This window comes from Planococcus ruber, from assembly GCF_022819085.1.
Taxonomy (GTDB): Bacteria; Bacillota; Bacilli; order Bacillales_A; family Planococcaceae; genus Planococcus; species Planococcus ruber.
In genome coordinates this window covers 354968-375439 of sequence record NZ_JALHAG010000001.1, presented here as the reverse complement: position 1 = coordinate 375439, position 20472 = coordinate 354968, and the positions used below count along the sequence as shown (strand labels likewise).

The following is a 20472-nucleotide window of genomic DNA, read 5'->3' as shown; positions in this document are numbered from 1 at the left end:
AATGCGAACAGGTGTTTTTGTCAACAAATAAATTCGAACCTATGTTTGCATTTCATATCCCAAGTTGGTATACTTATGGTAGAAAACATACTGAACAACTAAAAAGAGGTGAAACTGTTGAAAAAAGTATCAAAACGGCAGGAAGATATTTTGACATTTATAAAAGACGAGGTCCGGGCTAAAGGCTATCCGCCTTCCGTACGGGAAATCGGAGAAGCAGTTGGTTTGGCATCCAGTTCGACTGTCCATGGACATCTAGCGCGGCTTGAAAGCAAAGGCTTGATCCGCCGAGATCCAACAAAACCGAGAGCGATTGAAATTATCAGCACTGAAGATGCATTAATCGACAAAAGCCCTGTGCTTCATGTCCCGTTAATTGGTAAAGTTACAGCAGGATTGCCGATTACAGCGATAGAGAATGTTGAAGAGTATTTCCCTCTTCCTCAATCCTATGGTACGGAAGACGATCACATTTTCATGCTCGAGATCATGGGTGAAAGTATGATCGAAGCAGGCATCCTGAACGGGGACTATGTAGTCGTCAGACAACAGCAAACCGCTAATAATGGTGATATTGTCGTTGCGATGACTGCCGAAGATGAAGCAACCGTAAAACGTTTTTTCAGAGAAGAAGGCTTTTTCCGCTTACAGCCAGAAAACTCATCGATGGATCCAATCATTGTCGAACAAGTTTCGATCTTAGGAAAAGTAGTCGGCGTATACCGCCAACTTCATTAAGAAAAGAGCTGAGAATTTCTCAGCTCTTTTTTTCATCAATTTCACTTTTCACACGAAAAGATCAACATGATCGGCACACGAGTCCTTCTGATGTATTCCTCTTCTGTCGCAAAGCGGCTCCGTTCAGGCTTCCCTTCTCTCAATGCTTTTAACTGAAATCCAGCAGCCAGCAAAGCCGTTATGTAATGTTCGGTTGTCCAATGGTATTTTCTCACCGTCTTATCAATCCATGGTTCATTCCGTTCACCTTCAATAAAATAATCATCCACAATCCAATCTTCTCTTCTGCCGCTTTGTTCTTTGCTCTTAAAAGAAGATGTAGTCAGCGGATGCTGAATGCTGAAAATGAAGCGCCCTTTTTCCTTTAGCGAGGCATGGACTTTTGCAAATAGGCTTTCAATGTCACGAAGATAATGGACGACAAAACGCGACGTCACCAAATCATAGATGCCATCTCCCAAATCGGCGGCTTCAAGCGATTCGTTTATTATTTGAATGCCCGATCCGGCTGTTGTTTTTTTCGCGAGTTCAGCCATCTGCTTTGATCCTTCAATTCCTGTATAGCTCCTCGCCCCTATTTCCATCAAATCCAATCCATATGCCGCATCTCCGCATCCTAAGTCCAATACGTCCTGCCCCTTTACCGTCTGGATAAGTTCCATCAGTATCGGTTTTTCAATCGCATTATTCGGGCTTTCCTCCCGGTTGCGCCGCTTTAAATAATTTTCCAGAAAGCTTTCCTCATTGTATGCACTCGGCCCTTTATAAATCATTCCAATCACTCCTTCAAGTTATTTCCGCATGGAAAAGGCATCCTTCAAATGAAGGATGCCTAAACGTTAAATTTCAGTGACAACTATATATTTAACAAGATTGATGGTGATGCGGTAAAGTTTTCCGGTCACTTCATCGACCATCTCATACGTGCCATTAGACGGGATTTTGTTCAATGCAGATTCGCGGTCGGTTCCTTTTACATTTTGCACAATGGTATTGCCTTGATCAAAATAAAATTCGACTTGGAATGTTTTCATGAAGGCCTCCTAAACTGTGTCATTTGAACTCTTTTACCAGTTTAACACAGCCTTCTGCTTATTGCTGTTTATATAATTCCTTGTAAGCGAGAACTTTCAGCGCAAGCATCTCTTCTTCGCTTAATTGGGTTTCGAGCTTTTGAATCGCTTCCTGCTGGGTCATAGTGCCTTTTTTCACTTCCGACTGCATCGTTTTCAATTCACTGATGCCCACTTTTTGGATTAATACACGAGTCGCCTCGCCTTTAGTTTTGATAGGTAGATCACGGCCTTCCGCTTCTTTAGCCTCTTCAATATAACCAGACAATTGCGGGTCCTTTTCTACATAGGTTTTGATTTCATCCATTTTTCCGCTCTCTGCAAGTTCGCTCGTGGCTTCTTCCACGATTTTATCCGAAGCGATATTTGTGCCGACATAATAAACGCCAATGCCTGCCGCCGCCAAAATGATTGCAAATACAAGAAAATATTTTAAAAAGCGCATTCGCCATTCCTCCATTGTTTCCGTACTGCTAAATAAGACGCATAACTCCATCAAAAGTTACCGAAAAGGCAAAACCCCGATGCCAGTCACTTTTCAAGGCTTGGCATCGGGTGGATTGCGGTCTATTCTGTTAACCTACTGAGTTGGTTCCTCTGTTCAGTTACCCACCAGTCGATATGATCTTTGTCAAATATCAACATGTCGCCAAAAGGCTGGCTGTGCGGTATTGTCCGCAGGGTTATCAAATTTCGGATTTGCGCTTCAGTCATTGGGCATTCTTTTGAATTCAAGTATATTAAAAGATTTTCAATCCCTTGAATTTTTTTCATCTAATCACCCCCACAAAATTTTCCTTGCGCTTTCAAAGAAAACTCAGTACGGATCATTAAATTTAGAAAGCCTATTTTACTAATACCCTGAATGTTAAACTTATAACCCTTAGTTCCCGCTTTATTATCCCCCTCTTCGCGAAGTGGTGACCGGTTCAGTGTAATTCTTAATCTTCACTAATTTTACGTCCTCTTTGCTGAAAAGGTTTAATTCCCCAAAATTGTCTTCAAAACGGACAATTTTTTCTGAAAGTGCCATATCAGCTATTTGATCACGGCTAGCGGCTTCAACTGTCCGTTCAACAGCCAGCCCTTTTTCCAAAAAGTATTGGATCACAAATTTAGGCATCAGCTCACCTCCTTATTAAAAAGTTCTGGATGCAGCTTGCCCTTTCCTCCTTCTTTTGTAAAATAAAAAACTGCAAGAGCTTTAAAGCCCTTGCAGCCGAACTGATTAATACATTTTGAGATATTGCTCGCGCTCCCATGGGTGCACAGCGATGCGGAACATGTCCCATTCGATTTCTTTCGCTTCGACGAAATTGTTCAAGATGTGGCTTCCAAGAGCTTTTGTCATGACTTCGTCATTTTGAAGCTCTTGCAATGCAGCATATAATGTCGGCGGAAGATCTTTGATGCCTACTGCTTCACGCTCTTTTTTGTTCATAGCATAGATATTGCGGTCAACCGGCTTCGGTGCTTCCAGTTTCTTTTTAATGCCGTCAAGGCCCGCACTCAAAAGAACCGCCATTGCCAAGTAAGGGTTCGCCGATGGGTCAACTGAACGGACTTCTACGCGAGTCGACAAGCCGCGGGAAGCTGGGATGCGGATCAACGGGCTGCGGTTTTGGCCAGACCAAGCCACGTAGCACGGTGCTTCGTATCCAGGAACTAAACGCTTGTAAGAGTTGACCGTCGGGTTCGTAACAGCTGTAAATCCTTGGGCATGCTCTAAAATTCCCGCTAGGAACTGGTAAGCTGTTTCGCTCAATTTCAATTCGCCGTCTTCATCGAGGAAGGCATTCACTTTGTCTTTAAACAACGAAACGTTCATATGCATTCCTGAACCGTTGACGCCGAAAAGCGGTTTTGGCATGAAAGTAGCATGCAGGCCATGTTTACGGGCAATCGTTTTCACCACTAATTTAAATGTTTGGATATCGTCGCAAGCTTTGATGGCGTCTGCGTATTTAAAATCGATTTCGTGCTGTCCTGGAGCCACTTCGTGGTGGGAAGCTTCAATTTCAAAGCCCATTTCCTCCAATTCCAATACGATGTCGCGGCGGCAGTTTTCGCCAAGGTCCATCGGTGCCAAGTCGAAGTATCCGCCGTTGTCGTTTAATTCAAGAGAAGGCTCTCCGCTTGCATCCAATTTGAACAAGAAGAATTCCGGCTCTGGCCCTAGATTGAAATGCGTGAAGCCCATTTCTTCCATTTCTTTCAGAACGCGTTTTAAGTTGTTGCGCGGATCTCCTTCAAACGGAGTTCCGTCTGCACGGTAGATGTCGCAGATTAAACGGGCTACTTTCCCTTTTCCTGTAATCCACGGAAATACAACCCACGTATCCAGGTCAGGGAACAAGTACATGTCTGATTCTTCGATGCGAACGAATCCGTCGATAGAAGAACCGTCAAACATCATTTTGTTGTCGAGTGCTTTGTCCAATTGAGAAGTCGGAATTTCAACATTTTTGATTACGCCGAGAATGTCTGTAAACTGTAAACGGATAAAGTTGACTTCTTCTTCTTTCACTAATCGCTTAATGTCTTCTTTAGTATACTTGCTCATCTTCTTTCCACTCTCCTATGTAAGTTTTATATTCACTCGCCTCATTTGAAAAAGCGAGATAAATCACCTTGCCGTAAGCCTCCGCGTTCATAAGAGCGAAGCTGCTGCATTTCTTCCCTTAAAATTCTGCGCAATTCTGCGTCGCTGATATTTTTGGGTTCAGCCTTTTCGTTTTCTGGTTGGTCTTTCAGGTTATAGATTTTCTTGATCCCCGCCATATTCAATCCCTGCTCCAGATACTCTTTAATTTCGAGCAGCGTATCGACATCATTCAATGAGAACATGCGTTTATTGCCTTCTGTACGGGCTGGGCTGATCAATTCATGCTCTTCGTAATAGCGGATCTGGCGCGCAGTCAATTCTGTCAGCTGCATCACAATGCTGATGGGCAGAAGCGGCATCGTCCGACGAACCCGATTCGTCATTGTTTTCACCCTTTTCAGTTTTACTACTCTTTCAGTATAAGACACGTCAGGAAAGTTGTCAATCACATGTTACATTACCTGACATAAAAATATTCCTGCACTCTTTCAAGTGCAGGAACACTTATAAAAGACCAGCTTCTTCTAAAGCTGCGATTGAATTCAACACAGCAATTTTTACATGTTCATAAGTCAATCCGCCTTGCACGAAAGCGGTATAGGGCGGCCGAATCGGGCCGTCTGCTGTAAGTTCGATGCTTGAGCCTTGGACAAATGTTCCGGCTGCCATGATGACATCGTCTTCATATCCTGGCATATAAGCGGGTTCCGGCTTGAATTGCGCATTCACCGGAGAACTGTTTTGGATCGTTTGGCAAAAAGCGATCATCTGTTCAGCTGTTTTAAAAGAAACGGACTGAATGAGGTCGGTCCGCAGCGCCGAATAATGCGGCGTCGTTTCCATGCCCACCGATTCTAATAGGGCTGACGTAAAAATCGCGCCTTTTAATGCTTGCGATACGATATGGGGAGCCATGAAAAACCCTTGGTACATATCCGGCAAGGCATTTAATGAAGCTCCTGCCTCTCCTCCTATACCCGGTGAAGTCATCCGGTAACCGCATTTTTCGACTAAATCTGCTTTTCCGGCAATATAGCCACCGATTTTCGCCATTCCGCCCCCCGGATTTTTAATCAACGATCCGGCAATGAGGTCTGCCCCCGCTTCAATCGGTTCCCGCTCTTCGACAAATTCGCCGTAGCAATTGTCCACAAAAATAACGGCATCTTCTTTAATCGTTCTGACACGACGAACCATTTCTTCAATTTGATCAACTGTGAAAGAAGGGCGCGTGTCGTATCCCCTTGATCTTTGGATCGCAATCACTTTCGTTTTTCCAGAAATCTTTTGCTCGACAGCTGGCCAATCCACCTCATTTTTTGAAGTCAAATCGATGTGCTGATAGCCAATGCCGAAATCTCTTAAAGACCCTGTATCTTTTTTGCCCCCTGACACAATGGAGTCCAGTGTGTCATAAGGTTTCCCGGTAATGTACATCAATTCATCCCCCGGGCGCAGCATACCGAACAGCGCAATGGTGATTGCGTGGGTTCCGGAAATGATTTGCGGCCGGACCAAAGCAGCTTCCGCTTTAAATACGTCGGCATAGACCCGTTCTAATGTATCCCGCCCTTCATCGTCATAGCCGTAGCCTGTAGAAGGATGGAAATGATGGTCGCTCACTTTTTGCCGGTGGAAAGCATCCAATACTTTTTTCTGGTTCAAGTAAGCGATGTCGTCTGCATGCCGCAGCTCTTTTTGGATGGTTTCTTCTATTGATCGGATTGTTGTCTGCATGTTAATCTCCATTCTTTTTTAATGCCCTATCCATTATGACGCGAAACTTGAAATTGCGTCAAACTCTGATACAATTCATAGAGTTAGTTTTTCGGGGAGGATCAGTGCAATGGCTTGGGAAGTTTTAAGTGCAATCGGGACCGTCGCGTTTGCCATTTCCGGTGCGATTATCGCAATGGAAGAAGAATATGATATTTTTGGCGTTTATCTTCTCGGAGTCGTTACCGCGTTCGGTGGAGGGGCGATCCGCAATTTACTGATTGGCGTTCCCGTTTCCGCTCTGTGGGAACAGGAAATGATGTTCCAATTAGCAGCCATTTCGATTACCATCGTTTTTCTTTTCCCGCATAAATTGCTCGGACCGTGGAGCAGGTGGGGCAATTTCTTTGATGCAATCGGCTTGTCGGCATTTGCTGTACAAGGCGCGTTATATGCTGTTGATTTGGACATGCCGATTATCGCTGTCATGGTAGCCGCCATTTTAACCGGTTCCGGCGGCGGCATGATCCGTGATTTATTGGCAGGTAGAAAGCCGCTCGTCCTGAAAGCGGAAATCTATGCGCTGTGGGCGGCCATTGCAGGCATCTTGATCAGCATCGACATGATTCGCTCAGATGCTGTCTTGTACGGGCTGTTCCTTGCCATCACCATTTTGCGCATCCTGTCTTATACGTATAAATGGCGGCTGCCGTCCAGAAAAATTCAGCTGCCGTAAAAAAAACAAGCCATGCGGCTTTCAGCTGCATGGCTTGTTTTCTCTTTAAGCGATGACTTCCCCGTTCCAGTTCATCATGCCGCCTTCAATATTAACGGTTTCAATGCCGTTTGCTTCCAAAAAGTCGCATGCCATCGCACTTCTTCCGCCAGCTTTGCAGATGACGTGGACAGCAGTACCTGCCTCCAGTTCATCTAGCCGTTCTGGCAGCTGCCCGAGCGGAATGTGCTTCGCTCCGGGTATCATGCCATAAGCCACTTCTTCGTTTTCACGCACATCTATCAAGTAAATTTCTTCGCCGCGTTCGACGATTTCCTGCAATTCATCTGTTGTAATGGATTTCAAGGCTTATTTCCTCCTGTTAACTGTGTAAGTTTAAGCTACTTAAAAAGGGTATACCCCCCTTCCGCTTCTGTCAAATGAAAAAACCAGCCGGGTCGCTCCGGCTGGCTAATCGCTTATTCTTGATGTTCGATGTTCACGGGTTTTGCAGGCGAGAACGTCGAAATGGCATGCTTGTAGATCAATTGCTGTTTGCCTTCCGTTTCAACCAGCACCGTAAAATTATCATAAGATTTGATGGTTCCTTTTAGTTGGAAGCCATTCAGTAAAAAGACGGTGACAAAAATATTATTTTTACGCAGCTGATTTAAATAGACATCTTGAATGTTAACTGGTTTCATGAATATCCCCCTTAGAATAAACCCTACTCTGTGATTTGCCGTGCTATTAGCTCTATTCGACGGCCCCGTTCATTTTCCTGCATCATCGCTTCAATTTCTGCCTGCTTTTTTTCATCGGCTGCTAAAGCATCAATCCAAAAGATCGGCAATTTGTTTTTAAAATACGTAAATTGCCGTTTTGCATACTTTCTGGAATTTTGTTTGATTTTGCTGACGGCCTCATCCAGTGCAAGTTTCCCGTCAAAATAAGCAAGAATTTCTTTATAGCCAATTGCTTGAACCGACTGGGCCTCGCGAATGCCGCGGTCGTACAGCCCTTTCACTTCATCCAGCAGCCCTTTTTGGAGCATGGCATCGACGCGGTCGTTGATCCGTTCATATAAGACCGGTCTTGGAATATCCAAACCGACAATCAGTTCGTTGTACATCGGAGACAATGCCTTGGTCCGCTCTTCCTTCGCCTGGCCGCCCATATTGATTTCAATGGCACGCAGCACTCTGCGTGTATTATTCGGATGAATATCCGCCTCCGGGTCAAGGGCCAGCAATTTTTGATGCATGGCCAAAGGGCCTCTCTGCTTTAGTTCTTCAGCCAATTTCCCGCGAAGTTCTTCATCCGCCTGCTGCTCCGAAAAGCGGTAGTCGAAAAGCACAGCTTGGACATAGAGGCCGGAACCGCCGACGATAATGGGAAATTTGCCGCGCGATTTTATTTCCGAAATTTTCTCTCTGACCAATTGCTGGTACTCCGCAACAGAAAAGGGTTCTTCCGGATCCTTGATGTCCAACAAGTGATGGACTACCCCATCCATTTCATGTGCTTCGATTTTAGCGGTGCCAATCGACAGTCCGCGATAAACTTGCATCGAGTCGCCGTTGATGACTTCCCCGTTGTGCCGCTTTGCCAGTTCCAAACTCAGTGCCGTTTTGCCGGACGCAGTCGGTCCGACAATGGCCATTACATCAATCATTGTTTCCCATCCATTCTACTAAGGTGTCAAAATGCTGTTGTTTATTGGTTTCATGCAGCAATTCATGCCGGCCGCCTTCGGCTAAATACAATTTCACGTTGGTCATGCCGGCTTCCTGATATTGTTTGGCTGCTGCGAACACCCCTTTGCCGCTGTCTCCAACCGGATCTTCTGCGCCGCTGATGAGGAGCATGGGCAAATCTTTGCGTATTTTATCGATTTCCGCTTTTTTATGGATCATACTCAACCCGTGGAACAAATCCACATAAAATTGATTGGTCGAAGGCTGTCCGCTCATCGGGTCATTTTCGTATTTCTCGACCGCTTCCTTATCCCGGCTGAGCCAGGCAAATAACGATCCTTCGTCTTTGAACGGTTTGATGAAACTGCCGAAAGTCAGTTTGCCAAGCGTCGGGCTGACGGCTTCTTTCCCGGAAAACTTTGCAGCGGCCAAAGCGTATAAAAGCCCCGCTTTTCCTGCGACACCCGGGTCTCCCCCGGTGCCGGATATCACAGCTTTCGCTATTTCATCGCTGTGCAATTGGATATAGCGCCTTGCGACGAAAGAGCCCATGCTATGGCCGAAGAGGATGAATGGCAGTTCGCCGATTTGAGATTGGACACCTTTCACTACTTCACCGGCATCTTCTACAATACGGTTGAAGCCATCGAAATCAGCAAAGAAGCCTTGTGTGCCGTTCCGTCTTGCCGTCTTTCCGTGCCCGCGTTGATCGTGCCCTGAAACAACAAAGCCATGATTCGCCAAAAACCGGGCAAATTCTTCGTAGCGCCCGAAATGTTCCGCCATGCCATGAATGATGTGGACATGGGCAACCGGGTTTTCCGGTTCATAAATTTCGTAGTAAATTTCTACGCGATCACTTGCCCGGATAAAATTCTTCGTAATTTTCAATGCATGACCCCTCCCGAGAATAAGATGTACGGCATTCATTTTCTATATCCGATTACATCACGCGTTTAAACATTTTTTCTACATCATATGTTTTAAAATGGATAATGACCGGACGTCCGTGCGGACAAGTGAATGGCTGCTCTGCATTTTTCAAATCGGCCAGCAGCCGTTCCATCTCATGCTTTTGAAGATAATGGTTCGCTTTGATGGAACGTTTGCAGCTCATCATGATTGCGGCATCTTCCCGCAATTTCTTCACATCCACTTTTCGTTCATCCAGCACTTGTTCGATCAACTCTTCAATGACTTCCTGTTCAAATCCGGAAGGGAACCAAGTCGGGTGCTCCCGGACAATGAAAGACTTATCGCCAAATTCTTCTAAAAAGACCCCGCTTTCAGCCAAAAGGTCTAAGCTGTCTTTTAAGCGCAGCGCTTCGTCCCGGCTGTAATGGAACGTCAGCGGCAGTAATAGCGCCTGCCGTTCCCCGGCATCGATATCACCGACTTTCTCCCGGAAAAATTCATATTTGATCCGTTCCTGCGCCGCATGCTGATCGATCAAATAAAACCCGTCATCGCTTTGCGCCACGATATAGGTGCCATGGATCTGGCCCACTACTTCAAGCTCGGGAAATTGCGGGCTCGTGTCTTCTTCGAATTCGGGTCCGGCTGGAGGCATTTCCGGCTGTTCATCGTACAGCTTTTCTTCCAGTGTTTCAAAAGGCGTGGTTTCGGACACTTTTCTTTCTTCCGCCGGAGGATGAACCGATTCTTTAATAGGCGAAGCTTCCGCAAAAATCGGATCTTCTTTTCCACGCAGTTCCTCCACCGCTTCTTTGACGGTAAACGAGGATTTCCAAATATCCAGCTGCTTGGAAGGGGTTTGTTTCGGTGCTTTCGGCTTTTCGATGACCGGTGCCCGGACGGCAGAAGAAATGGTCCCGCGAATGGTGGCATGGATCAATTCCATCAATTCTTTTTCTTTGCTGAGCCGGATCTGCTGCTTCGCAGGATGTACATTGACATCGGTCAAATAAGGATCGCCTTCAATGTTCATGACGACGATGGGCTGCCGCTCCAACGGCAAAAACGTGTGATAGGCTTTATGGACCGTGTTCGCAATTGCGTAATGCTTGACCCATCGCCCGTTTACGAATAGCGAAATGTAATTTTTATTGGCACGGGTGATTTCGGGAAGTGAAGCATAACCCGATATCTTGTAGTCATGCGATTCGCCTTCAAACGGAATCATTTTTTTCGCAATGGAAACGCCGTAAATATCCGATATCACCCGTTTGATGTCGCCGCTGCCCGATGTTTGAAGAATCATCCGTCCATCATGCGACAATTTAAACGAAATGCCCGGATAGCTTAAAGCGAAGCGGTTCATCAGATCAATGGAATGCCCGAGTTCTGTCTGCAAGGTTTTCATGTATTTCAAACGGGCGGGCGTATTGAAAAACAATTGGTCGATTTGAATATCGGTTCCTTTTCGGAGCGCCCCTGCCCGGTGTTCGATCAAACGGCCGCCTTCCATGTGCACATACGTGCCGGATTCGCCGTTTGACGTATGGAGCGTCACTTTGGAAACCGAAGCGATACTCGCTAACGCCTCGCCCCGGAAGCCAAGCGTCCGGATACGGAATAAATCATGTTCGTTCGCAATTTTGCTGGTGGCGTGCCGTGAAAATGACAGGAGCGCATCTTCTGAATCCATGCCGGCGCCATTATCGACGATTTGGATGGAAGTCAGGCCCGCTTCCGTCAGAAGAACTTCAATGGCGGTACTTCCAGCATCGATGGCATTTTCAACTAATTCTTTGACGACGGATGTGGGCCTTTCGACCACTTCACCTGCTGCTATTTTGTTTGATAACGGCTCGTCCATTAATCGAATAATCCCCATATCCTCACCCCTTCTTGCTTAATTTCACTTGCAGATCATTCAATAATTGAAGCGACTGCAACGGCGTCATAGCTGCGATATTGGCATCAGCTATCGCTTGAAGCACTTCTTCGCTTTCGGTATCGCGATCATCAAAAAATGACAATTGCTCCACTTCGCTGACGTGTTTCTTGTTCTCTGATTCGAAACTCACGAGCAGTTCACGGGCCCGCGAAAGAATCGGCTGCGGCAGTTCGGCAAGCTCCGCCACATGGATCCCGTAGCTTTTATCAGCCGGCCCTTTCTTTACTTTGTGCAGGAATACGACTTTGCCGGACTGCTCCATGGCCGCTACATGGACATTGCTTAATTTATCCAACGTCTGGTCGAGTGCCGTCAATTCATGATAATGAGTAGAAAACAGCGTGTTTGCCCCAATGTTCTCGTGGATATACTCAATTATCGATTGCGCAAGCGCCATACCGTCGTAGGTGGATGTACCCCGTCCGATTTCATCGAACAACAGCAAACTGCGTTCCGTCGCATGCGTAATCGCATATTGCGATTCGAGCATTTCGACCATGAAGGTACTTTGCCCGGATACCAAATCATCCGCGGCCCCGATGCGGGTAAAGATCTGGTCGACAATCGGCAAATTTGCGGATTCCGCCGGAACGTAGGAGCCGATTTGCGCCATGACAATCGTTAAAGCGACTTGGCGCATATACGTACTTTTACCGGACATATTCGGCCCGGTGATCAGGAGCATGTTTTGGTCATTCGTCAAGACGCAGTCATTTGGCACATAATGCTGTTTATTCAGCATTTTTTCGACGACCGGATGGCGTCCCTCGATAATGGAAATTTCTCGTGAACTATTGAAATCGGGCTTTACAAAGCGGTATTTTTCCGCCACATTCGCAAAACTCATGAGGACGTCAAGTCCGCTTAATGTTGCGGCCAGTTCCTGGATACGCGCAATGTACTGCTTTACTTCTTCACGGATTTTCACAAACAATTCATATTCCAAAGTTAAGCTTTCTTCTTCTGCCGTTAAGATCAAACTTTCTTTTTCTTTTAATTCAGGTGTGATATAGCGTTCGGCATTCGCCAATGTCTGCTTTCGCTCATAGCGCTCCAGATCGGCTAAATGCATATTCGCTTTGGAAATTTCAATGTAATAGCCGAATATCCGGTTATAGCCGATTTTCAGCGATTTGATCCCCGTCCGCTGGCGCTCTTGCTGCTCTAATTGCGCAATCCAATCTTTGCCGTTGCGGGAAGCGTAGCGGTATTCATCCAGCTTTTCGTGATAGCCGTCCCGGATGACCCCGCCTTCTTTAGAAGACAACGGCGGATTTTCACTGATCGCATCCAGCAATTCGCATACCTCGCCGCAGCGGTCCAACTTGCGGCTGAAATCCTGCAGCACATCATCGCCGGAATTTTGAAGTTCCACGATGATCGCTGGAACTCTCTCCAATGAACTGCGCAGTTGGGCAAGGTCTCGCCCGCTGGCACTGCCGAAAGCGATGCGTCCACTGAGACGTTCCAGGTCATACACTTCTTTAAGCAAGGATTGCAGTTCAACCCGTACAAAATAATTTTCAATCAAAGATTCAACCATAAACTGGCGTCTTTCGATTTGCCGTTTATTGGCAAGGGGCTGGTGCAGCCATTGTTTCAGTTTCCGGCTGCCCATCGCTGTGACCGTATCATCAAGCAGCCATAGCAAGGTCCCTTTCGTCTCTCCTCCGCGAATCGACTGCAATAATTCCAAGTTCCGTTTTGAATGGAAGTCTATCGACAGGAGCTGGCCGCTCTCGCTATAGGAAAAGGCCTGGATGTGTTCGAGGGACTGCTTTTGCGTCCGCGCAATATAGGAAAGCAAGCGCTGGATCGAGAGCCGCAAGTCTTCAGGACATGCAGCCAGCAGGCGCTCCTCTGCCTGGTAGACTTCATCCATCGTCTCAATCGAAAGAACGAGATCTTGCGCTTCTTCATTAAGCAGCAAGAACAATTGGTTCGATACAACCAACTCACGGATTTGCAGCGATTGCAATTCCTGAAGCAGTGCTTTTTCAGTTCCGGTTATGTATGTAGCTCTCGCTTCACCTGTGCTGATATCCACATAAGACAAGGCAAACCCATCCGGCAATTGATCCGCTGCCGCTAAAAATAGATTGGATTTGGAATCGATGCTCTTTCCTTCCGTATGCGTGCCTGGCGTAATAAGGCGTACCACTTCCCGTTTGACGACGCCTTTTGTCAGTTTCGGATCTTCCACTTGTTCGCAGATGGCCACTTTATGGCCTTTTTGAATCAATTGGTCGATGTAATTCTGTGCGGCATGATGCGGAACGCCGCACATCGGAATGCGTTCATCCCCATTGCCGCCTCTGCTCGTCAATGTAATTTCAAGCAATTGAGAAGCATTAAGTGCATCATCGTAAAACATTTCATAGAAATCCCCCAGGCGGAAAAACAAAAACGCATCCTGGTATTCGGATTTCACTTGCAAATATTGTTGGATCATTGGTGTAGGTGCCATTTTCATACCTCTTTCGCGAGCTTTTCGTCGTTCCTCTATTATAGCAAAAAGATAGGGAGAAAAGAAAAAACTGAAAGAGCAAGCTCTTTCAGCTTTTTTCATTTTTAACATTGATTTTAGCGTTTCCGCTTTTCTTTGGCCAGACTCCAACGGCCAGCCCCTCTGATCATAAGCCTTTCTTCCTGTGCGGCAAAAGGCGCCGCTTCGGAAGCTCGTCTTATGCCTTTCGGAGCTGAACGGCCGTTTCCGCTTTTCGAATTAACAGTTGCCTGGCGTGCTGTTTTTTACTTGCGATCCTGTTTCGCCGCGAAGAAGGTCGCCGCCAGTCGATACGATGATGTTGTTGGTCACTTGGTTAGCGATAGCGGTCGATACCATTTGAAGCAAAGCATTGACATCGCTTTGAGACTGTTTGAATTCCTGGACAATCGGCACAGCATCGATTTCTTCTTCGATTTTTTGGATTTTGCTTTCGATCAAATTCAACGCGCGTTCTTTGCCGTACGCCTGGAAATTGACCGCTTGTTTTTGCAAGCTCTTCATGCTGGCAATTTTTTCACGAACTTTTTGGTTTTCGTTTATTTGAGCTTCTGCACGTTTGAAGAATTCCACTTCTTCTGTTTCAGCGATCATATCCGCCACTTCGCGTGCTTTTGCAATAATTTCTTCTTTTGAATACGCCATTCTTTAGACACCCACTTCTCGGCCGATGCTAGTATCCTTCCTTCCAGCATTCGTGGCCATATTTTTATACCTTATTATACTGAATAAGCACTCCACTCTACAAGGAAGCCGCTCCAATTGTCGGAGAATCGACAAGAAGGCGCAACGGTCAGCCTTTAAAAGGGTAGTCATCATTGATATATACGCGTTCGAATGAAACCGCTTTTCCAGTTGCGTCGTCAAGCTCAGTAAAAAATCCGCTGACCACTGAACGGCCGCGCTTCGGCACTTCAAAGCGGGTCGGCATATTTGTCTTGAAACGGTACAACACCGATTCCTTCGTCATCCCGAGGATTTCGTCGTATGGACCTGTCATGCCGACATCCGAGATATAAGCCGTACCGTTCGGCAAAATGCGTGCATCCGCAGTCTGTACATGGGTATGGGTCCCGACCACGACGGAAGCCCGGCCATCCAAATGCCAGCCCATCGCAATTTTTTCGCTTGTTGCTTCTGCATGAAAATCAACGAAGACAAGCGGAGAAATCGCTTTGGCTTCTTCTACTAGTTCATCCGCTTTTTGGAATGGATCTTCATGCGGCGGCAAGAACACACGGCCGTGAAGATTGATGACCGAAAGCGTCTTCCCGTTTTTGGTCACTGTGGCCATTCCCTGTCCAGGGGCCTCCTCCGAAAAGTTCGCGGGCCGGATCAAATAATCCACTTCGTCAATAAAATCGAAAATCTCTTTTTGGTCCCACGTGTGGTTGCCCATGGTGATCATATCGACGCCCATGAAGAGCAAATCCTGATAGATGGCTTTCGTAATCCCGCGGCCCGCTGCAGCATTTTCACCATTCGCGATCACCACATCCGGGTTGTATTTTCTTTTCAAACGCGGCAAATAGGACTCCAGCGCTTCTCTGCCGATTGAACCGACGATATCTCCAATAAATAATACTTTCATTCTGTTCACCTTTTTCCATAAGAAAAAGGCTTCTTTGAATAGACATTCATCGAAGCCTTTATCCTATTATTTTGCGTATTCAACTGCTCTTGTTTCTCGAATCACGGTCACTTTGATGTGGCCCGGGTAGTCCAGTTCTTCTTCAATCCGCTTGCGGATGTCGCGTGCGAGACGATGCGCAGTCATATCATCGATCTGTTCCGGACGAACCATAATGCGGATTTCGCGTCCTGCCTGAATCGCAAATGATTTCTCTACGCCTTCATAAGACTCGGAAATCTCTTCAAGTTTTTCAAGGCGGCGAATATAGTTTTCCAATGTTTCGCTTCGAGCACCTGGACGTGCAGCTGACAAGGCATCAGCGGCAGCGACAATCACCGAAATGATAGAGGTCGCTTCTGTATCGCCGTGGTGGGAAGCGATGCTGTTGATCACCACTGGATGTTCTTTGTATTTCGTTCCAAGTTCCACTCCGATTTCAACATGGCTGCCTTCGACTTCATGGTCGATCGCTTTACCGATGTCATGAAGCAAACCTGCGCGTCTTGCGAGTGTCACATCTTCTCCAAGTTCCGCTGCCATTAACCCGGACAAAAACGCTACTTCGACAGAGTGCTTCAAGACATTCTGTCCATAGCTTGTACGGTAACGGAGACGGCCAAGGATCTTAATCAAATCTGGATGAAGGTTATGGACGCCGACATCAAATGTTGTCTGCTCTCCGATTTCCCGGATTTGCTCATCCACTTCTCTTCTTGATTTTTCGACCATTTCTTCAATGCGCGCCGGGTGGATTCGGCCATCGGAAACCAGCTTTTCAAGTGCCAATCGAGCGGTTTCACGGCGAATTGGATCAAAGCCGGATAGGATTACCGCTTCTGGCGTGTCATCAATGATTAGATCGATGCCCGTCAACGTTTCCAATGTACGGATGTTTCTTCCTTCACGTCCGATAATCCGGCCCTTCATCTCGTCATTCGGCAAGTTGACCACTGAAACCGTAGTTTCAGCTACATGGTCAGCTGCAAAACGCTGCATGGCCAATGACAGGATATTTTTCGCTTTTTTGTCCGATTCTTCTTTCGCACGCGCTTCTGTTTCTTTCATCATCACTGCAATATCCGTCGAAAGTTCATTTTCAACTTGCTGGAGGATGATCGATTTGGCTTCTTCGCGGGTTAAAGAGGAAATGCGTTCCATTTCGGACTGTTGCTGACGAACTAATTCTTCAGCTTTGCTTTCCATCTGTCCAATATGCTGTTGTTTTTCTGCAAGCGATTCATCTTTGCGTTCAAGACTCGCTTCTCGTTTGTTTAATGCATCATCCTTGCGATCCAAATTTTCTTCTCTCTGCAACAACCGATTTTCTTGCTTTTGAAGTTCTAATCGGCGTTCCCGAATTTCAGATTCTGTTTCAGTACGCAATTTATGATTTTCGTCTTTCGCTTCCAATAAAGCTTCTTTCTTCAACGCTTCCGCTTCACGTTTTGCATCTTCAATAATTTGCTCCGCAGAATTTTTAGCGCCTGCTATATTGGAGTCGTTTGCTTTCTTTAACACAACATATCCAACAACTGCACCGACGATGATACCAAGCAAAGCGAAGATGATCTCGGTAAACCCCATTCGGACACCTCCTCTTGCTATTCTTTTCCTTTTTCAAAAGATCAATTAATATTGCGGGTCACACTTTTCAATCGTTGAAAAATTAGTAAATTATACAATTTTAATTGTATAGATGGACTTATAAAGTGTCAACCCATTGAGAATAAGGATTCAGCACACAGGGAAGCCTTGCGGCAGTTCCGGCTAATAGAGAAAAGCCGCAAAGCATATGGCTTCGCGGCTTGGATCCCTTTTTTATTCTTCTTCGTCGATCAGAAGATTGAACTCTTCCGGTTCTTCGTCTTTATTGGCGGCAATCGTATACGTTGCAGCTGCCATGCCGTAGGACTCACGGATTTTGTTTGAAATTTCGTTGCGGATTTCCGGATTCGCAAGCAAGAACTGCTTCACATTTTCGCGGCCTTGGCCAATGCGTTCGTCATTATATGAATACCAAGAACCGCTCTTCTGGATAATTTCAAGGTCTGATCCAATATCCACAATTTCACCTTCACGGGAAATCCCTTTGCCGTACATGATGTCCAATTCCGCTGTGCGGAACGGCGGAGCCACCTTGTTTTTCACAATCTTGATCTTCGTTCTGTTACCAATAATGTCAGAACCCGACTTCAATGCCTCAGCACGGCGAACTTCCAATCGTACCGATGAGTAGAATTTCAACGCACGGCCGCCTGGAGTTGTTTCCGGGTTGCCGAACATAACGCCGATTTTTTCACGAATCTGGTTGATAAAGATCACAATCGTATTTGACTTGTTGATGATCCCTGACAATTTACGAAGAGCTTGAGACATCAGGCGCGCCTGCAATCCCATGTGGGAATCTCCCATTTCGCCTTCGATTTCAGCTTTCGGTACCAATGCAGCAACGGAGTCCACTACTACGATATCTACTGCGCCGCTTCGTACGAGGGCTTCAGCGATTTCAAGGGCTTGCTCACCAGTATCTGGCTGAGATAGGAGCAACTCATCAATATTCACGCCAAGATTTTTGGCGTATACAGGGTCCAGCGCATGCTCTGCATCGATGAATGCAGCCGTTCCGCCTGTCGCTTGCACTTCTGCAATAGCGTGAAGGGAAACCGTTGTTTTACCTGAACTTTCAGGTCCGTAGATTTCGATAACGCGTCCACGCGGATAACCGCCTATTCCTAGTGCAGTATCAAGCGCCAATGAACCACTCGAAACTGATGATACATTATAGTCGCTTTTCTCGCCTAATTTCATCACAGATCCTTTACCGAACTGCTTTTCTATACTTTTTAACGCCATGTCTAACGCTGCTTTACGATCGCTCAAAAGAAATCCTCCTCTAATTAAAACCAATTTTTCTACCTGTCTCTAGTATACTTGCTCATTGAGAAATACGCAAGGAAAATGCGAACGTTTATTCGTGTTCGCATCGCAAAAATGATTTTTAATCGCCTTATACGGACCATTTTCCCGTTTTGAACATAAAAAAACACGCAAAATTAAATTTTGCGTGCATTTCCGTCGGTCAGTGTTCGTATAATATAGGACAATGCCAATTTCACGGCTCTGAGGCGATTCGTATTGCGCATCCCGGATAATTGCAGCCGGTAGGCTTTCGTTTCTTCTTCCGTTGCAATGCCGATCCATACGGTGCCGGCAGGCTGGTCGCCATGTGCGTCCGGTCCTGCAGCACCGGTTAGGCTGACACTGATGTCCGTGTTGAATTTGGAACGGACCGCTTCAGCCATGGCAATGGCAGTTTCTTCACTGACAACGCCGAACTGGGCAAGCACTTCACTTGAAATGCCCAACTGGCTGATTTTCATTTCTTCATTATAGGTGATGACGCCGCCAGCCAAAACCGAACTCGCCCCGGCTACAGCCGCAAGTTCAGATTGAAACAGCCCAGCAGTTAAGCTCTCGGCAGCTGATATGGTCTTCTGCTGCTCACGAAGCAGATCAATCGCTTTCGAAGCGAGCGAATCATCGTCATAGCCGTACAAGTAGTCGCCAACACGTTCAAGCAGGGTCGCTTTCGCTTCCTCGATTAACTTCCAGGCCTGCTCTTCCGTATTCGTTTTCGCTGTAATCCGCAGCGTCACTTCCCCGTCAGAAGCAAGCGGCGCAATGGTCGGATTCGTCTGCTGTTCTAAAATATCCTGGATGCGGTCTTCAAGTTCCGCTTCCCCAATGCCATAAAAACGCAAAACGTGTGACAAAATGACGTCTGCCTGATTCAGCAGTTTAGCGAGCTTTGGCTTCGCTTCATACTGGAACATCGGCTCCATTTCTTTAGGCGGCCCAGGCAGCAGCATATACGTATGCGTTTCGGTTTTATAAAGCATGCCCGGTGCCATCCCATGGTTATTGACCAGCACCTCGCTGCCTTTTAAGACCAAGGCCTGCTTTTTATTGTTTTCCGTCATCGCTCTCCCAGCCCGTTCGAAAAAGGCCACGATGGAATCAAGCGCTTCATGGTCCATCTCTAACGTCGTCCCCAAATGGCGGGCAATCGCTTCTTTCGTCAAATCATCTTTGGTCGGCCCTAAGCCGCCTGTGAAAATAATCAGATCTGCTCGGTTTTCCGCAATGTTAATCGTATCTTTCAACCGCTCCGAATTATCGCCGACTACCGTATGGTAATAAACATTAATTCCAAGCTCTGCTAAATGGTTCGATAAAAAACGGGCGTTTGAATTCGTAATCTGCCCGAGAAGCAGTTCAGATCCTACAGCAATTATTTCAGCATTCATCCATCTTCACCCCTTGAACGATTTTTCGTTTATTATTTAGATGCCATCAAGCCTTTGCGGTTTGCATAGAAATAATCCCAGCCTGACCAGACCGTGAAAATCAATGCGATGTAAAGCATAATTTCCCCAAATGGCACTCCCATCAGAACAAAAATGGTATCGTGCAGCAATAGGGCGGAAATGGCGAGAATCTGAGCAGTGGTTTTAATTTTCCCTAAGCTTCCGGCAGCGACGACTTCGCCTTCTCCTGCGAGCACAAGACGCAAGCCTGTGACAGCGAATTCCCGGCTGATAATGATGATGACGATCCATGATGCCGCAAAGCCCAGCTCCACTAAAATGATCAATGCCGCTGAAACCAGCAATTTGTCTGCGAGCGGATCCAAAAACTTGCCGAACGTCGTGACAAGATTGTATTTTCTCGCGTAGTATCCGTCAACCCAGTCAGTCAGGGATGCCACGATGAAAATCAGCCCTCCGATAAAATGGGAGACCGGCATCTCTGCACCGAACAAGGTCATGGTGCCCCAACCAAAATCGACCAGCATGGTCACCATAAATATCGGAATCAGCAAGATTCTCGATACCGTAATGCGGTTTGGAATATTCATATGTTTGCCCC

The 20472-nt window shown here is 46.4% G+C and carries 22 protein-coding genes; 2 read left to right on the top strand and 20 right to left on the bottom strand.

Annotation, left to right across the window (positions count from 1 at the left end; all coding sequences use genetic code 11):
• Positions 1-117: 117 nt before the first annotated feature.
• The gene (gene lexA, locus MTR82_RS01805; RefSeq protein ID WP_052651332.1) at positions 118-738 is read left to right on the top strand and encodes a transcriptional repressor LexA; all 621 of its coding nucleotides are present in this window, start codon (positions 118-120) and stop codon (positions 736-738) included.
• Positions 739-779: 41 nt separating this feature from the next.
• Here the strand turns inward: lexA and MTR82_RS01800 are convergent, their stop codons facing one another.
• From MTR82_RS01800 to MTR82_RS01765, 8 genes are all read right to left on the bottom strand, one after another.
• A complete protein-coding gene (locus tag MTR82_RS01800; RefSeq protein ID WP_246807492.1) occupies positions 780-1511 on the bottom strand; it encodes a class I SAM-dependent methyltransferase in 732 nt (243 codons plus the stop codon).
• Positions 1512-1577: 66 nt separating this feature from the next.
• Positions 1578-1772: a hypothetical protein gene (locus MTR82_RS01795; protein ID WP_052651330.1), complete on the bottom strand. Its 195-nt coding sequence runs from the start codon at positions 1770-1772 to the stop codon at positions 1578-1580.
• A gap of 58 nt (positions 1773-1830) precedes the next feature.
• A complete protein-coding gene (locus MTR82_RS01790) occupies positions 1831-2256 on the bottom strand; it encodes a hypothetical protein (protein WP_052651329.1) in 426 nt (141 codons plus the stop codon).
• A 122-nt stretch (positions 2257-2378) separates the two neighbouring features.
• Positions 2379-2585 carry a hypothetical protein gene (locus MTR82_RS01785; protein ID WP_052651328.1) on the bottom strand — a complete coding sequence of 69 codons (207 nt, stop codon included), beginning with the start codon at positions 2583-2585 and terminating at the stop codon, positions 2379-2381.
• A gap of 124 nt (positions 2586-2709) precedes the next feature.
• Positions 2710-2934, bottom strand: coding sequence for a hypothetical protein (locus MTR82_RS01780; protein ID WP_246807491.1), 225 nt, complete (start codon positions 2932-2934; stop codon positions 2710-2712).
• A 105-nt stretch (positions 2935-3039) separates the two neighbouring features.
• The gene (gene glnA, locus MTR82_RS01775) at positions 3040-4374 is read right to left on the bottom strand and encodes a type I glutamate--ammonia ligase (RefSeq protein ID WP_052651326.1); all 1335 of its coding nucleotides are present in this window, start codon (positions 4372-4374) and stop codon (positions 3040-3042) included.
• Positions 4375-4415: 41 nt separating this feature from the next.
• Positions 4416-4799, bottom strand: coding sequence for a MerR family transcriptional regulator (locus MTR82_RS01770; RefSeq protein ID WP_052651325.1), 384 nt, complete (start codon positions 4797-4799; stop codon positions 4416-4418).
• 121 nt (positions 4800-4920) lie between these two features.
• The gene (locus tag MTR82_RS01765) at positions 4921-6153 is read right to left on the bottom strand and encodes a methionine gamma-lyase family protein (RefSeq protein WP_246807490.1); all 1233 of its coding nucleotides are present in this window, start codon (positions 6151-6153) and stop codon (positions 4921-4923) included.
• 109 nt (positions 6154-6262) lie between these two features.
• On the opposite strand from MTR82_RS01765, the gene MTR82_RS01760 reads away from it, so the two are divergent.
• A complete protein-coding gene (locus MTR82_RS01760) occupies positions 6263-6868 on the top strand; it encodes a trimeric intracellular cation channel family protein (RefSeq protein ID WP_052651323.1) in 606 nt (201 codons plus the stop codon).
• 45 nt (positions 6869-6913) lie between these two features.
• On the opposite strand, the gene MTR82_RS01755 is transcribed toward MTR82_RS01760, so the two are convergent.
• From MTR82_RS01755 to pgsA, 12 genes are all read right to left on the bottom strand, one after another.
• Complete coding sequence (locus MTR82_RS01755; RefSeq protein WP_246807489.1) at positions 6914-7213, bottom strand: rhodanese-like domain-containing protein; 300 nt, start codon at positions 7211-7213, stop codon at positions 6914-6916.
• Between the two features lie 113 nt (positions 7214-7326).
• On the bottom strand, positions 7327-7551 hold the full coding sequence (gene hfq / locus MTR82_RS01750; protein WP_052651321.1) for an RNA chaperone Hfq: 225 nt from the start codon (positions 7549-7551) through the stop codon (positions 7327-7329).
• Between the two features lie 23 nt (positions 7552-7574).
• Positions 7575-8522, bottom strand: coding sequence for a tRNA (adenosine(37)-N6)-dimethylallyltransferase MiaA (gene miaA, locus MTR82_RS01745; RefSeq protein WP_246807488.1), 948 nt, complete (start codon positions 8520-8522; stop codon positions 7575-7577).
• Complete coding sequence (locus MTR82_RS01740; protein WP_246807487.1) at positions 8515-9435, bottom strand: alpha/beta fold hydrolase; 921 nt, start codon at positions 9433-9435, stop codon at positions 8515-8517. The genes miaA and MTR82_RS01740 overlap by 8 nt, the downstream gene beginning before the upstream one ends.
• A 52-nt stretch (positions 9436-9487) precedes the next feature.
• Positions 9488-11341 (bottom strand): DNA mismatch repair endonuclease MutL, encoded by a 1854-nt coding sequence (gene mutL, locus MTR82_RS01735; protein ID WP_246807486.1) that lies wholly within the window; start codon positions 11339-11341, stop codon positions 9488-9490.
• A 4-nt stretch (positions 11342-11345) separates the two neighbouring features.
• Complete coding sequence (gene mutS / locus MTR82_RS01730; protein WP_246807485.1) at positions 11346-13871, bottom strand: DNA mismatch repair protein MutS; 2526 nt, start codon at positions 13869-13871, stop codon at positions 11346-11348.
• A gap of 258 nt (positions 13872-14129) precedes the next feature.
• Positions 14130-14555: a YlbF/YmcA family competence regulator gene (locus MTR82_RS01725; RefSeq protein ID WP_052651316.1), complete on the bottom strand. Its 426-nt coding sequence runs from the start codon at positions 14553-14555 to the stop codon at positions 14130-14132.
• Between the two features lie 148 nt (positions 14556-14703).
• A complete protein-coding gene (locus MTR82_RS01720) occupies positions 14704-15501 on the bottom strand; it encodes a TIGR00282 family metallophosphoesterase (RefSeq protein ID WP_246807484.1) in 798 nt (265 codons plus the stop codon).
• Between the two features lie 66 nt (positions 15502-15567).
• Positions 15568-17127 carry a ribonuclease Y gene (gene rny / locus MTR82_RS01715; RefSeq protein WP_052651314.1) on the bottom strand — a complete coding sequence of 520 codons (1560 nt, stop codon included), beginning with the start codon at positions 17125-17127 and terminating at the stop codon, positions 15568-15570.
• 234 nt (positions 17128-17361) lie between these two features.
• Positions 17362-18423, bottom strand: a complete 1062-nt coding sequence (gene recA / locus MTR82_RS01710; protein WP_052651313.1) for a recombinase RecA — start codon at positions 18421-18423, stop codon at positions 17362-17364.
• A gap of 173 nt (positions 18424-18596) precedes the next feature.
• The gene (locus tag MTR82_RS01705; protein ID WP_246807483.1) at positions 18597-19850 is read right to left on the bottom strand and encodes a competence/damage-inducible protein A; all 1254 of its coding nucleotides are present in this window, start codon (positions 19848-19850) and stop codon (positions 18597-18599) included.
• A 32-nt stretch (positions 19851-19882) separates the two neighbouring features.
• Complete coding sequence (pgsA, locus tag MTR82_RS01700; RefSeq protein ID WP_246807482.1) at positions 19883-20461, bottom strand: CDP-diacylglycerol--glycerol-3-phosphate 3-phosphatidyltransferase; 579 nt, start codon at positions 20459-20461, stop codon at positions 19883-19885.
• Positions 20462-20472: the final 11 nt, after the last annotated feature.

Bases quoted from the DNA above. Each gene is read 5' to 3' on its own strand.
- MTR82_RS01800 (WP_246807492.1), bottom strand. From the start codon at position 1,511: ATGATTTATAAAGGGCCGAGTGCATACAATGAGGAAAGCTTTCTGGAA.
- MTR82_RS01795 (WP_052651330.1), bottom strand. From the start codon at position 1,772: ATGAAAACATTCCAAGTCGAATTTTATTTTGATCAAGGCAATACCATT.
- MTR82_RS01790 (WP_052651329.1), bottom strand. From the start codon at position 2,256: ATGCGCTTTTTAAAATATTTTCTTGTATTTGCAATCATTTTGGCGGCG.
- MTR82_RS01785 (WP_052651328.1), bottom strand. From the start codon at position 2,585: ATGAAAAAAATTCAAGGGATTGAAAATCTTTTAATATACTTGAATTCA.
- MTR82_RS01780 (WP_246807491.1), bottom strand. From the start codon at position 2,934: ATGCCTAAATTTGTGATCCAATACTTTTTGGAAAAAGGGCTGGCTGTT.
- glnA (WP_052651326.1), bottom strand. From the start codon at position 4,374: ATGAGCAAGTATACTAAAGAAGACATTAAGCGATTAGTGAAAGAAGAA.
- MTR82_RS01770 (WP_052651325.1), bottom strand. From the start codon at position 4,799: ATGACGAATCGGGTTCGTCGGACGATGCCGCTTCTGCCCATCAGCATT.
- MTR82_RS01765 (WP_246807490.1), bottom strand. From the start codon at position 6,153: ATGCAGACAACAATCCGATCAATAGAAGAAACCATCCAAAAAGAGCTG.
- MTR82_RS01760 (WP_052651323.1), top strand. From the start codon at position 6,263: ATGGCTTGGGAAGTTTTAAGTGCAATCGGGACCGTCGCGTTTGCCATT.
- hfq (WP_052651321.1), bottom strand. From the start codon at position 7,551: ATGAAACCAGTTAACATTCAAGATGTCTATTTAAATCAGCTGCGTAAA.
- miaA (WP_246807488.1), bottom strand. From the start codon at position 8,522: ATGATTGATGTAATGGCCATTGTCGGACCGACTGCGTCCGGCAAAACG.
- mutL (WP_246807486.1), bottom strand. From the start codon at position 11,341: ATGGGGATTATTCGATTAATGGACGAGCCGTTATCAAACAAAATAGCA.
- mutS (WP_246807485.1), bottom strand. From the start codon at position 13,871: ATGGCACCTACACCAATGATCCAACAATATTTGCAAGTGAAATCCGAA.
- MTR82_RS01725 (WP_052651316.1), bottom strand. From the start codon at position 14,555: ATGGCGTATTCAAAAGAAGAAATTATTGCAAAAGCACGCGAAGTGGCG.
- MTR82_RS01720 (WP_246807484.1), bottom strand. From the start codon at position 15,501: ATGAAAGTATTATTTATTGGAGATATCGTCGGTTCAATCGGCAGAGAA.
- rny (WP_052651314.1), bottom strand. From the start codon at position 17,127: ATGGGGTTTACCGAGATCATCTTCGCTTTGCTTGGTATCATCGTCGGT.
- MTR82_RS01705 (WP_246807483.1), bottom strand. From the start codon at position 19,850: ATGAATGCTGAAATAATTGCTGTAGGATCTGAACTGCTTCTCGGGCAG.
- pgsA (WP_246807482.1), bottom strand. From the start codon at position 20,461: ATGAATATTCCAAACCGCATTACGGTATCGAGAATCTTGCTGATTCCG.